Source organism: Leisingera aquaemixtae (genome assembly GCF_001458395.1).
GTDB lineage: Bacteria > Pseudomonadota > Alphaproteobacteria > Rhodobacterales > Rhodobacteraceae > Leisingera > Leisingera aquaemixtae.
The window spans coordinates 1-12,815 of the sequence record NZ_CYSR01000012.1; the positions used below are offsets into that span (position 1 = coordinate 1).

Here is a 12,815-nt window from a genome sequence, read left to right on the forward strand (position 1 = left end):
CTGGTAGACCCGCCCGACGCCCTTCAGCGTGCCGACATAGAACGTATCCTGTGACCCCAGATAACCGGGGTGAGCAGTCTCGATCTCGCCGCAGGCTTCGTCGTCCAGTTTCTTCTTTTCTAAGGCCTGCACCTGAGCCTCGGTCAGGATGCCCCCTTCTTCGGCAACCTTGGCTTCCAGGGCTTTCAGGCGAGCCTTGAAGTTCGCCAGATCATGTCGCAGCCAGATCGACCGGACGCCGGATGGCGAGACAAAGATGCCCAGTTTGCGCAGCTCGTTGGAGGTGCGGGCTTGGCCATAGGCCGGGAAATCGGTGGCGGATTTGATGACCGCCTGTTCGGTCGCCTCGTCAACCCGATTGGCCAAGTTAGGCTTGCGCCGGGTGCGCTCAAACAGGGCTTCGACACCTCCGTCCTCGACTGCTGATTTATAGCGGTAGAACGTGTCACGGCTGTAGCCCATCACCTGGCAGGCTTTGCTGACGTTGCCCAGTTCCTCGGCCAGTTTCAGCAGACCGGTTTTGTGTTTGATGATCTTATCAGTAGAGTTCAGCATTGTGGTTGCCTCGTTTTGCGGTTGGGTTTGCACCACCATCAAAACGATCAACCATCATCTCCTTCAAGAGATGCGCCGCCCCCAGTTCAGCGTGCTGAGAAGGGGGCGGTGTCAGATCACATCGAGACTAATTCACATATACTCTCATCTCAAAGATGCTGATCAGGAATTCTGCCAAGAAAACGAGCTAAGGCGGTTGAGAATTTCTTAACTCACCATCAAGGCTGTTGTTCAATACCGGCTGCACCCAGCGTCGCTGGTCACAAAGGTTACTTGGCAAGATCCTGAGCTGATCTACGGTGCAAGTGCCAATGTTCCAAATGACTGATAGAGATCCGGTAGGTCAGTGTGACTCACGCGAAACTGGTTTCTCTTCTTCTGTTTGCCATTCTCGACTTTCACTGCGGGATCAAGATAGATCCCGCCCTGGCTGATGAGCCGCATGAATCTGAAGAAGTCAGTCCCCTGGCCAAGCTGGACTCTGTCGGCGTAATGGTATTTCCGCGGGCTACCGGAAGACAGTGAAGGAAGGTAGGCTGCCTGAGCATGCTTTCGGTTCCAATGGTTGAGCAAGTTCTTGAACTCCCATCCCGCGGCAACGCGATCATCAGGGGTAACCAGTAAAATGTTCCCACCCATGTCGTCGATTTTGCCCCTCTTCGGATCGTATCCTTCGACAATCATCCGAACCGAAGTGCGCGCATGTGCTGCGGCTCCACATCTGTAGATGCCGCCAAAGTTCCTGCGCCCAGGCCTACCTTTGGTATCGTCGTATCCGAAGTCATTCATAAACGACGGGAAATTCTCGACATATACGCCTGAAGTCGGCTCAGGAGTCATCAAAGTGACCGGAGACGTCGCCCGAAATTTGTCAAAGTTTCGGACAGAATATTGCTTGATTTCCCATCCGAAGAAGTCAGGTTCTGCGATCCCGTTAGGGATAATCCCCAATTCAGCTTCGAGTGTATATCCACCACCATTCTGTGCAGAATACGGCCTTAAAATTCCGTCGGAGTGTAGTCGCTGCCCTGGGATCCAGCCTTTCCCGTGAACATTCCGAAGTGCCTCCAGAAGAATCTCACGAGGATCGCGACTGGCTGTGGTCGCCATCCTCGTGATGTTCGAAAACACACCTTCCGAAGGAAACTCACCCTGAGCGTCCAGCTCGGCAACTATGTCAGAGCCAATGGCGTCCACATATCCGAATACGCGACCTTCTGACGAAACACCGAAGAACATCACCCTCCCTTCATCACGCGAAGTCATGAGCTCACTGGGCGCATGACCGGCATTCTTCAGGAAGCCCGACATTCTGACTTCTGGATACTTCGGGTAGAGAATTAGCTGGGCATGAGGTGCTCTCACGGATCCCTGGCTATCAATCCAGTAAAACTCTACTGGCGCTTTATCCCGACGCCGAACGGACCCTGCCTTCGGAGAAAAATCAGTTTCGATGTCACCATGAGGGATGATGTTGAGAGCATCAAAGCCTCCGCCGAGATAGAGCTGGTTTTTTGAGTTGTCGTTTGGAGCAAGACGTTTGGCATAAAACCGCTTCGCCCCAGCATCTTGCATAGCTCTAATCAGGTTGCTCAGGGAGGTGAACATGAGTCGACGCCTCTGATTTCAAATAATTTTTCGTCAGAGGACAGCCAGTGAGAGAGAGAGTCAATAACAGTCTCTGAATTGATTTTCTTGGGACCACGGAGTGCGCATTCCCAGACAACTGCGACCCTCCACCCCATCTCGTGAAGTGCGCTTACCGTTTCAATGTCGCGCTTTCTGTTCAAGGTAATTTTGCCCTCCCAGAACTCACGCCGTGTGCGCGGTAGTCGGAAAAGGTCACAGTCATGACCATGGAAGAAGCACCCCCTTACATCAATCAGAGCACCGTATCGGCGAAGGACAATGTCAGGTGTTCCTGGGAGCGCTTTGTCATGAAGGCGAAAGCGAAAGCCGCGAGCATGAAGCCCGCGGCGGATCAGAAGTTCTGGTTTCGTGTTCTTGCTACGAATTGCCGCCATGTTGCGGCTGCGGGTAGCTTGATCGTGAACATCAGACAGAGACTGCCTCCTTCGGGCGGTTGTCCATGACGTGCGCGAGGTGAGGTGCCATAATCCGTGCCACCTCTTTGAACACTGGAACAGCAACGCTGTTACCAAACTGGCGATAGGCTTGGGTGTCGGACACAGGTATTTTGAAGTCGTCAGAATATCCCATAAGGCGAGCACATTCACGCGGTGTCAAGCGGCGAGGATTATTTCCCGCACCCTGATCAATCAGGATCTCAGAGCCATCTTTGTGGTAACGTGCAGACAGCGTTCGAGAGACATCTTCAGGTCCAACCAGACCAAAACCAAAGCCGTTGCCTGCCGCTTTGTGTTTGGCAGCATAGTTTTGAAGGTATTCCCACAGTTTATCCGTCAGCGTATATTTCGGGTTCACCTTGGCATCCGGGCCCTCAGTATAGGGAGCTTCGGCTTCCTCAGTTCCATTCTGAGGATGAAGAATCGACCCAAGCTTGACGCTGCCTTTAGGCTTCAATTGGAGGTCTTCGAAAGTGAAGCCGGTGTCTTCCTTGAAGCCAACGATCACAATCCTCTGGCGGTGTTGAGGAACAAAGTGCTGAGCGTCGATGACTTGCGCCTTCACAGAATATCCAAGTTCCCGCAAAGCCCCCATGATCACTTCAAATGTCTTTCCCTTGTCATGGCTCGTCAGGTTTTTGACATTCTCGAGCATGAAGGCTTCAGGACGATGATGCTCAAGGATCCTAACAACATCAAAGAACAGGGTCCCCTGCGCTTCATCACGAAAACCATGTTCCCGGCCGAGCGAGTTCTTTTTGGAAACACCTGCTAATGAAAACGGCTGACAGGGAAAACCTGCACACAGAACATTGTGCGGCGGGATATCTTCGGCGGCCACGTCGCGGATGTCACCAACGATTGGACGGTTGTCGCGGTAGTTTGCCTCATAGGTCTGCTTCGAAAATTTATCCCACTCACTTGTGAAGACGCAATGCCCTCCGATGCTCTCCATGGCCTGGCGCAAACCACCGATTCCGGCAAAAAGATCAATAAATGTGAAGCCTTGGCTCATCCTGGTCGCACCTCGTTTTTGTGCACTATATATGGGTATTTCGGTCTGGTCCAGGCCAGTAGCAGCAACTTTCCTATCAGAATTCCACAAATTAGTTCACATTTTGTTCTCAGGCCAATTAGAGATTGAACACAGCCGGTCGGACGATGCCCGGTCTCATGGCACCAGGCTCTACCCCCACCGTCGGGTGAAGAAATACGTAGCGTCCCCGGGCGGAAGCCACCCGGGGACGCTATTCTGAAAACGCGCAAAATCACCTTGGGGTGTTTGCCTCATCGTAGAGATCACTGCGCCATGCTGCAAAGAGCTCCTCGACATTTTCGCCCTCAATAGCTGCGTTCAGAATTGCAACACCTCGCAGTGATATTTCTTCTGCCCGCAAATATTGCTGGTGGACTTCGCCAGTTTCATCATTTTGAAACATCAGAACATAAGTGGAGAGGATCCCTTCCCAGGAAGGAGGGCTTCCGGAAGCGACCAAATCAGTTCCTTGCCGCGCTTCTCGCTTATTATCATACCACGCTTCTCCAAGGCGCTGAGTACGCCTCTGAACCCAGCCAGCTGCGCCTTCTCATCCGCGCTTGAAGACCATTCCCGATAGGCAACAAGCGGCATCAGGGCCGTGGTGGAAATCCGATCCTCACCGCATGCCAGTGCAGCCTTCATAGACGACAGGATAGCGATTTGTTTGGTGCTCTGCTGCGCTTGGGGCTTTGTAGCCTTGCGCTCGGAACCATCGAGCAGCTCGGCGACAACGGTCGACCTTTCGTAGCCTTCGTCGTCATATCCCAGAAGCTTCTTCCGAAGCGCATAGGAAAACCTAAGGCCATTCTCCAGGTTCCGTTGCTTCGTTGTTGTCAAAACCACTTCATTGGACTCGGGGTCTGCTTTTATGGTGAACTCTGAATCAACATTCGACCGGATTGCAGAGGAACCGCGCCCTCCGCGCTCTTCCTCACGTCCTGTATGATGCACGAGCAGCGCATGAGCCTGGAAAGCTTCAGCGATTTCCTGAGCTCCTGCGATTGCCGTAGACATATCGACGGAGCTGTTTTCTTGCAGGTCTCCGATGCTGTGGATGAAAGTATCGAAGATCACGAGGCTCAAGCCTTCGTTAGTCTCATCAAGGTAAGCCTGAAGATCCCGGATGAATTCCATTATCTCTCCGGCATCACCCAGATCGATCCTCTTTTTGATGACAAGGTAGTCGGAGGCCCCCTCCGCGCCGGCCAGAGAGACTGAAATCCTGTCTTTCACGGCATTTCCGCCTTCACCGCAGACATGGACGACCACACCCTTGCAGGTGGGCATGCTCAAGACAGGTTTGCCCTGGACAACATGGCTGCCCAGAGCAACTGCCAGGGCGGTCTTCCCGACGTTGCTCGGGGCGACCATGATGCCCACTTCGCTCTTCTGGCACAGGTTTCGGATGACGTGATTGCTTTTCATGCTGGGAACATGGTCATTCGCACGTTCAAAGACGAATTTTGGGGAGAAATTGGCTGCTGCAACCATTTCGGGTCCTTTCAGAGAATACCACGAGGGTCGTCCTCGCGGCTGGACAGGAAGTGAGTTCCCAGGAGAAAGAGCGGTGGTGAGGTTTGATAGCTGGCTGTTCCCGTCTCAACTGGCGCGTGACGCACCCGAAAAAAAACGGAAAATCCTTCCCGGCTTCGGCAGAGAGACACACATAGGAAAAAGGCTCCTGTCAGAGCCTTTTTCCTATGTGTGTCTCGGTCAGGCCCTTCGCCCTGAAAACCAGGCAAGCAGCTCTCCAAGATCCTAAAGCTTCGAAACTTCCTTCCTGGGGTTGCTACCGGGCCCCGCCCTCCCGCCAAGGCTTGCAACAGATTGAAATCGCGCGCCTCATTGAAAATTGAGGTGATTTCTTTGAGAGTGTCTGGAACGAACCCACTTCCCTGTCATGAAACGCAACATGACAAATTTGAGGGCGGCAGCACGCTCTGCCCGAAACCTCCCGACCCTTTCGCAGGCCCAAATTGCGAAGCGGTGGCGGTTGAACGCTGATACGGTTCGAAAAATACTGAAGCCACTGAATTTGCCGCCGGTCCCAGGCCCCTGGAAACGGGCGCGGTATGCGATGCAGGACATCTGGCGCCTTGAGGGGATCCCGCAAATTCAAATCTCCGACGAAACGTTACACGCGCAGCTCATGGAGCCGTTGCGGACGGCGGGGGAACTGGCCCATCAGCTCGGCTGCGACCCGGCCACCGTTCGAAACTGGGCACGCGAGGGGCACATTCCCTCCGTGCGCCTCCAAGGCTCCATCCGGTTTCATTTTTTCGCTGTCCGGCGGGTTTTCGATGCGGTTTGAGGTTCCAAACACCGGTTCCCGGACATTCGACCGAACGGGAAAAAGTGAGGCAGACGCCCACAGTACGTCACCTCAGTACTCTTTCCGATCCTTTTCCTCATTTCGCTTTGAAAGTGCCGAAACTCGAAAAAAGGACCTCAATTCGCATCCAGAGAAAACCTGGCAATCAACAGCATTCTTGAAGGGCTCTCAGGCCCGCTTCGAAATCAACAACCACAATAACAATGGAGCAAAAAATGCGCATGAATCTACGATACGCTGTTGAAATTCTCGATGCAGGGGAACTGCCTTTTTCCCCTGCAAACGCGAAGAAAATCCGCGGGTCCGCCCGGAAATGCGCCCGGTTGCCCGCGTACAATTGCGACCTTTCACGCATCCCGGTCGACGCGAAAGCCTTCGTGTCGCGCTGGAGCCGACACATGAGCGACAAGAATGCCCCCGACGGGTTCGAGACTTTCAAGCAGTTTTCGACCTGGCACTCGAATGTGAAGAGCCTGATGGAACATGCATCCGGGGAGCGGCGGCAGCGAGATATCCTGCGGGGTATCGAGGATGACTGGTCCAGGATGATCGATACAACAGCTGATCTGATCCGCCGCACCCACAGGGGTACTGGGCTGCAGCAGAACGATTTGATCGCGGTCACTGTGCTCCGGAATGTCGCAAGGGAACATGGGAAGCAGCCGCAGCAACTGACCTCGGGCATGATCCATGGCTGGATGAAGAAATCATCTCAGTCGCAAAAGGCAGCGATGCGTGGCGCAGCTTCGACCCTCAACAAGCTCCACAAGCTCAAAGATCAGCTTGATGAAAGCCTGTTGCCGCCCCCGATCGCGGAAATTCCGATGGTCACAGACCGTAGGATTACGCCAAAACTGCCGGAGACAATCGCCGACGACATTTCGGAGTGCGAAGACGATCTTCGCCGTGGTGAAGCCTATGGCGGCCTCCTGGAAGGTCTACGAAAACCTGGACGAAGCGAAAGTACAGTCAAGAATGCCAGAGAGGCGGCTCAGTGGTTCTTTTCCTGCATGGCAGAGCTGGATCTTCTGGATCTGTCCAGCAACCCGAACACTGAAAGCTTCGCAAACCTATCCTGTATTCAGGCCGCCTATGACGCCGAGGTTGCAGGTGATTTCTACTGGAAACCGTTGGCCAAAACGACTGTTCGCAAGAACCTCGAGGGCACTTTCCGGTTCCTTCGTCGGTTCAACCCTGATCTGAAGATTGCCCAACGCGCGTTCTTTGAAGGGGCCTATTTCCAGGGCTGGGACGACATGACCGAAGCAAACCAGGAGTTCTGCAGGAGGCTGGTCAAATCCGATGCAAGGAAGCTCAAGTTCTTCAGCCTCGCCCGCCTGTTCCACCAGAAAGCTGCTCCCATGATCGGCCGGTATCATGACCTTCCTCATAATCAACAGGCCCAGGCTGTGAATTGGGCTGCGGCGGCTGCAGCGGCGTCCGTTCTCACATTCCTGCCCCTGAGGGCCGATACTTTGGTCAATCTTTCGGTAGAGGGCAAGGATGCACATGTCTTTCTCCCTACTGGGAAAAAGAGCGTCGAGTTCGCCATTCCACCGGAACTCGTGAAGAACAATCGCAGGATCAAGACTTCCATCCAGCGTCGGGGTACAACCGATCCGCGTAAGATTCTGGACTGGTGGCTCGATGAAGCGCGACCTGTCCTGATGACGAGGCTCCAAAACCCTGATCCCGCGCTTCTTCTCGGCGGCGCCGGGTACGCAAAGCTGAACAAGGCCTGGCGTTTCTCGACGGCCTCTGTCGATCTCTACATGAATCTTCACCAGGTTCGGCACGCCATTGCTTCAATCCTGTGGAATGAACCTGGCACAGAGCTGAATGTGATTGCCGCCCTGCTGGGGGACCAACCGGCAACCGTTGCCCGGAAATATGCCTTCTTCGATGATGAAACGCATATCGAACGCGGGATGGCCGGCATGTCGGCAGTCAACGCTGCCTTGGAAAAGGGAGTCCGCAAATGAGATTTCAGATCCGGGAAAGTGAGCTGCCGCGCCGCATGCGGCAGTTCCTCGCCGATATCGATTCAGGAGCGGCATACGCCGCGGAAACGCTCCAGAAGTCCCGCCCGGCGCTGTCCTCCTGTCTCTGCGGCCTGATCGACACGGCGAGGCAGTACAGCCTCCCCTTTGAGCTGAATTCGCGCACAGCAGAAGCGATGCTGTCCCTTCTTGCCGATGCAGGCTGGACGCAAAACTCCCTGTCCTCTCAGAGAACCTATCTTCGCCACTACGCCTACGAGACCGGCGAAGGTGTCGAATGGGCCTTGGCCTCCGGAGCCAATGATCGCCGGCCCGTCGAATTGGTTTTCAGAACACATTTCTGGACGCCCTACCGCTCCCTGATCCCCATGCTCACCGAGCAGGGGGTCGAGGACCGCCTCATCCGGCTTGCAGACCGCTGGCTGCGGCACCGGGAAAGCGTGAAGTGCCTGACCCTGGATCATGTTCTTGCGTTCAAGACTGATCCCCGAAACCTCGGAAAACTGGCTGAATTCATGACCGCAATCGATCCAGGGAATCCGGATACGCGCCTGTTGCAAGAGGCGCAGCGAAAACGACGCAGCAAGGCGAAAGGCAGGACGAAACAGCCGGCGTACGGCAACCTTCCTGAGCCCTTTCTGTCCCAGGCAAAGGCGATCGCTTCCGTGCCCGGAGATAGAGGCGGTTTGTCCGGGAGCCGGGTCAAAGTCATGGGCTCTGCGATCCGACGATTGTTGCGTTCAGCCGCAAACCATGGGCTGGAGCCGGAACTTACAATGGATACCGCACGCGCCTTTGCGGCAGATCTCCTCGCCGATGATCTGAAAACCATCTCCGCAGCAGGGTATTGTGACTTTCTTGGCTACTTCGCCAAACATGCGGGCTATCCGAAGGAGATTTCGGACGTGCTTCTGGAGACCCACTGGGCGCTGAAAGCCGATGCAAAAGAAGAGCTCCGGGAAAAAGAGATCAAACTTGCCAGAAACCCGGTCGGCCTTGTCGATTTCGCCATCACCGCCCATGAACTCCTCCTTCGGGCACCGGACGAGAACGACATCCGCAATCGCCGCCGGGATTACACCCTGGCCGGGGCCATCGCCCTGCTCTGCAAGCTCCCGATCCGCGCCAAGGATATCCGCAAAGGAAAGATCGGCGAAGAATTCTGCCGGGACAGCGAAGGCTGGAGTGTCGATTTGAAGACATCGAAGACCGGTCAAAAAATCAAAGGCCGACTGGCTGATTGTCTGACCCCCTATCTGGATGCGGTTCTCCTGATGGATACCGATCCGGCGCACCTTTGGCAGATTTACGATACCCGGCTCGGAACTGCCCTGTTCGCCAATCCGGCCAGGGATTGGAAGAACTACGAGCGCGAGTGGCTGCGCCGCAACATGGTCGAGAGGACGGGGCATAGCGCCCATATCGTTCGGTCGCTGATCTACGACACCTGCGTCCTGGATGACGACCTGGACCTCCGGGTGGCCCGGGCATTGTGCGGACATGGTCATGAAACGAGCAGGCTGTTCTACGAAATTAATGCGGACCGGTACCGCCGGGACCAAGCCCTGGATCAATTGGCCGCCATCGAAGGCAGACTGACTAACTGAGGTGAAGGACCCTGGATTTCCTGCGCATCCCTCTTTTGAGACGCACAGGAAGTCCAGCCCCTCCACCGGTCAAAACAAGAAAGGAAAAGAACCACTCAATAGAAACCAGCGTCGCTCCGGAAAGTCTTGAGCCGCCCCAAAAATACACAGGCGGCACCCCCCTTACAATTTCATTTCAGGAGTACACGCCAATGAATACCACACTGACACCCGCTATTCGCGAGCTGCTGGAGTTCCTATGCGTTCACAACGAAGCGCTGCAAAATGCAGCATTCCTGCTCGGAGGCGCACCGGGACTGCGCCGCACCCAATCGCTGATCGACCGGCTTACCAGCACCCGTCATCTGAGCCGGAAAGCCAGGCAGGACCTGGTTGGGCTCTACCAGCTGCTATCACTGGAGAATGTCGGCTACCCCGATACCATTGAGACCGCCTGTTTTGCCATACTGGACCCTGAAGATCCAATCGTGGAAGACCTCTGCCTGCTGACTGACCATCTCCGCGATCATATGGATGCTGTCGAAGCCGAGGCGATCCTTCCGGTTTTCGATTTCGGCATCGCGGCATGAGGAAGACCAGCATGAAACATCAACTGGATGATCTGCCCGATCTCGAGGTTCTGGCCCTTCAGGCAATCCGAACCGGTCGGGTTCTCGCCAATGAGTGGCGGGAAATTCTCCCCGTTGTAGATGGGATGACACATGCAAAGGTCAGTGAAACTCTCAACCGACTGGAAGAAGGCGACGTCTTTTCGATCCATGACGAGCACATCTGGGCGAAGCTGGAGAAAGCCCTGGTTAAAGACCTCAATGCGCACCGGGCCGGGTATGGAACATACGCCCTGGAATCCGACACCAGCTTCGACGACCTTTGGGACCAGGAGCTGGAACAAAAACGCTGGCTCATGGAACTCTGGAAGTCCTTTATTTCTGCCCGGCAGGCATTGATCGACCGCCGCCGCGCAGCCAAGTTGGCGTCCTTTTTTGCCGGGTAGCAGAAGTCAATAACCGGCACCTGTTAATGGGTGCCGGTTTCAGCCCTTTTGTAAGCCTGCGTCTATTTTGTGACGTCTCGCTCGGTGCATGCGGGCCGACCACCGCACCTTGAAAGAACAGTTCCAGGACAAGAGGTTTGTGTTCAGCAGCCAATCGAGATGCGTTAAGTCCCCATCCGCGATATCGAGGCCACGATTGAAGTAGCGCTCTTGCCCCTCCGGGCGTTCCCGGACCATCCTCTGTCTCGATGACCGACCCAGTTGTGTTATTGGCCGCGATGCTTTCGCATGATACCGTGCACCTGGGTGACGTAGCCAAGCTCAGATTTAAGCATAGATCTCGTGACTGTGGGAAAGCACTGCTGGCTGCATCCACCCTCGTCGCCTATTTTTCCCCTCAAGGGGACTGGATCATGTTCGAAACCATGACCTCAGAAATTGTCATCGCGAGCTCCATAATCGGCGCTTGTGTGCTGGTTGTTGCAGGCAGCAGCTACATGCTGCGCATTAAGAAACCGAAGGCTCCGATCGTTGATGTCGATGCGGCCGTGCGCGATGCGCCCTATCACCGCTTGCAAAACGTGCTGACTGTCGCGGACAGCTAAACCCTTACCCTAAAAGGTAAAAGGTCCCAGCACTTGCAGTTATTCCTGAGGCCCGTCGGCATCGTCTTTCTGTTACCGTGTTCCCCGAAGTTACCTCGTATTTCAGGGGACAGAGCAGTGTGGGAAGATGGGCTGCACATTAGAGGAAGAAAAATTGATCCAGCCAGTATTCATTGATTTTGAGGCTTCTTCTTTGAGCCCTGCCTCCTGGCCGATCGAAGTCGGCCTGGCTTGGTTCGACGGAAAGAAAGTGGTTGTTCAGAGCCGGTTGATCCGCCCGAGGCCAGAGTGGCCGGAGGACGATTGGAACCCGGCAAGTGAGAAGGTTCATGGCATCCCCCGGCCCGACCTCGAAGCCGCCGCATTTGCGGACGATGTCGCTACCTGGTTGCTGGCGTCCTTGGCGGGGCGGCCGCTTGTAAGCGACGCGCCAGAATTCGATCAACGCTGGCTGGACCAGCTCCTTGGCCGCCCTGGCCCCCAGATAGATGACTTCGACAGAGTTGTCTGGCAAGCCTTCTCCGATGGCGGAGATGTCAATGCCGGTCGGCTTCATCGCGTGTATGAGAGTAAGACGAACCGCCCGGTCCGCCACCGCGCCGGCGACGATGCGGCAGGCCTCTGCTATGCATGGCGCGCCGGAGTAGGGAAATATCAATCGAAACATCTCTGATGGTCGTGACCTGCGGAACAGGTTGCATTGGCTTTGCCGGTGCAGCATGCATGTGCTGGCGAACCCGCTCCTCTCCGCCTGATGACGTCAGCGCAATAGTCAAGATTGCGCCATATCACCTGCTAAAGGAATGTGGTAAACGACAGGGTACGAAATCGCGTCAATCCAGTGCGCCAGTTCTTACTGACTGGAGTGGCAGTCTCCATCTGACCGGGCTCGATGAAAGTACCGATTTGAAAATTGAGACATGACCAAATGAGGCGGCACGCCAGATGCAGCGCGCCGCCTTGGTGTGAGCTGAATTAGTCTCGATGTGATCTGACACCGCCCCCTTCTCAGCACGCTGAACTGGGGGCGGCGCATCTCTTGAAGGAGATGATGGTTGATCGTTTTGATGGTGGTGCAAACCCAACCGCAAAACGAGGCAACCACAATGCTGAACTCTACTGATAAGATCATCAAACACAAAACCGGTCTGCTGAAACTGGCCGAGGAACTGGGCAACGTCAGCAAAGCCTGCCAGGTGATGGGCTACAGCCGTGACACGTTCTACCGCTATAAATCAGCAGTCGAGGACGGAGGTGTCGAAGCCCTGTTTGAGCGCACCCGGCGCAAGCCTAACTTGGCCAATCGGGTTGACGAGGCGACCGAACAGGCGGTCATCAAATCCGCCACCGATTTCCCGGCCTATGGCCAAGCCCGCACCTCCAACGAGCTGCGCAAACTGGGCATCTTTGTCTCGCCATCCGGCGTCCGGTCGATCTGGCTGCGACATGATCTGGCGAACTTCAAGGCTCGCCTGAAAGCCCTGGAAGCCAAGGTTGCCGAAGAAGGGGGCATCCTGACCGAGGCTCAGGTGCAGGCCTTAGAAAAGAAGAAACTGGACGACGAAGCCTGCGGCGAGATCGAGACTGCTCACCCCG

General features: G+C 55.3%; 14 protein-coding genes. 8 read left to right on the forward strand and 6 right to left on the reverse strand.

All coding sequences use genetic code 11. The features are described 5' to 3' along the window. The 6 genes from PHA8399_RS07250 to PHA8399_RS07270 form a co-directional block, all read right to left on the reverse strand. A partial coding sequence (locus tag PHA8399_RS07250; RefSeq protein WP_145976995.1) for a helix-turn-helix domain-containing protein occupies positions 1-555 on the reverse strand: 555 nt, incomplete at its 3' end. Positions 556-849: 294 nt separating this feature from the next. Then, positions 850-2,163 (reverse strand): MvaI/BcnI family restriction endonuclease, encoded by a 1,314-nt coding sequence (locus PHA8399_RS07255; protein ID WP_058285513.1) that lies wholly within the window; start codon positions 2,161-2,163, stop codon positions 850-852. Beyond that, positions 2,148-2,579 carry a very short patch repair endonuclease gene (locus tag PHA8399_RS21875; protein ID WP_244270169.1) on the reverse strand — a complete coding sequence of 144 codons (432 nt, stop codon included), beginning with the start codon at positions 2,577-2,579 and terminating at the stop codon, positions 2,148-2,150. The genes PHA8399_RS07255 and PHA8399_RS21875 overlap by 16 nt, the downstream gene beginning before the upstream one ends. Positions 2,580-2,610: 31 nt before the next feature. Continuing rightward, entirely contained in the window at positions 2,611-3,657 is a 1,047-nt protein-coding gene (gene dcm, locus PHA8399_RS21880; RefSeq protein ID WP_082649484.1) for a DNA (cytosine-5-)-methyltransferase, read from the reverse strand. A gap of 253 nt (positions 3,658-3,910) precedes the next feature. After that, positions 3,911-4,081, reverse strand: a complete 171-nt coding sequence (locus PHA8399_RS22550) for a hypothetical protein (RefSeq protein ID WP_158509255.1) — start codon at positions 4,079-4,081, stop codon at positions 3,911-3,913. Continuing rightward, positions 4,081-5,172, reverse strand: a complete 1,092-nt coding sequence (locus PHA8399_RS07270) for an AAA family ATPase (RefSeq protein ID WP_058285516.1) — start codon at positions 5,170-5,172, stop codon at positions 4,081-4,083. The genes PHA8399_RS22550 and PHA8399_RS07270 overlap by 1 nt, the downstream gene beginning before the upstream one ends. A 409-nt stretch (positions 5,173-5,581) precedes the next feature. Between PHA8399_RS07270 and PHA8399_RS22260 the strand changes: the two genes are divergently transcribed. The 8 genes from PHA8399_RS22260 to PHA8399_RS07310 all read left to right on the forward strand — a co-directional run. After that, positions 5,582-5,992, forward strand: a complete 411-nt coding sequence (locus PHA8399_RS22260) for a helix-turn-helix domain-containing protein (RefSeq protein ID WP_145976996.1) — start codon at positions 5,582-5,584, stop codon at positions 5,990-5,992. Between the two features lie 242 nt (positions 5,993-6,234). Further along, on the forward strand, positions 6,235-7,995 hold the full coding sequence (locus PHA8399_RS07280) for a hypothetical protein (protein WP_058285518.1): 1,761 nt from the start codon (positions 6,235-6,237) through the stop codon (positions 7,993-7,995). Next, a complete protein-coding gene (locus PHA8399_RS07285; RefSeq protein ID WP_058285519.1) occupies positions 7,992-9,620 on the forward strand; it encodes a hypothetical protein in 1,629 nt (542 codons plus the stop codon). Before PHA8399_RS07280 ends, PHA8399_RS07285 begins: the two co-directional genes overlap by 4 nt. A 191-nt stretch (positions 9,621-9,811) precedes the next feature. Next, positions 9,812-10,189, forward strand: coding sequence for a hypothetical protein (locus PHA8399_RS07290; protein WP_058285520.1), 378 nt, complete (start codon positions 9,812-9,814; stop codon positions 10,187-10,189). Positions 10,190-10,200: 11 nt separating this feature from the next. After that, on the forward strand, positions 10,201-10,614 hold the full coding sequence (locus PHA8399_RS07295; protein ID WP_058285521.1) for a hypothetical protein: 414 nt from the start codon (positions 10,201-10,203) through the stop codon (positions 10,612-10,614). 248 nt (positions 10,615-10,862) lie between these two features. After that, positions 10,863-11,219, forward strand: coding sequence for a hypothetical protein (locus PHA8399_RS22770; RefSeq protein ID WP_244270170.1), 357 nt, complete (start codon positions 10,863-10,865; stop codon positions 11,217-11,219). Between the two features lie 154 nt (positions 11,220-11,373). Beyond that, the gene (locus PHA8399_RS22265; RefSeq protein ID WP_145976997.1) at positions 11,374-11,892 is read left to right on the forward strand and encodes a 3'-5' exonuclease; all 519 of its coding nucleotides are present in this window, start codon (positions 11,374-11,376) and stop codon (positions 11,890-11,892) included. A 433-nt stretch (positions 11,893-12,325) separates the two neighbouring features. Further along, a partial coding sequence (locus tag PHA8399_RS07310) for a helix-turn-helix domain-containing protein (RefSeq protein ID WP_145976998.1) occupies positions 12,326-12,815 on the forward strand: 490 nt, incomplete at its 3' end.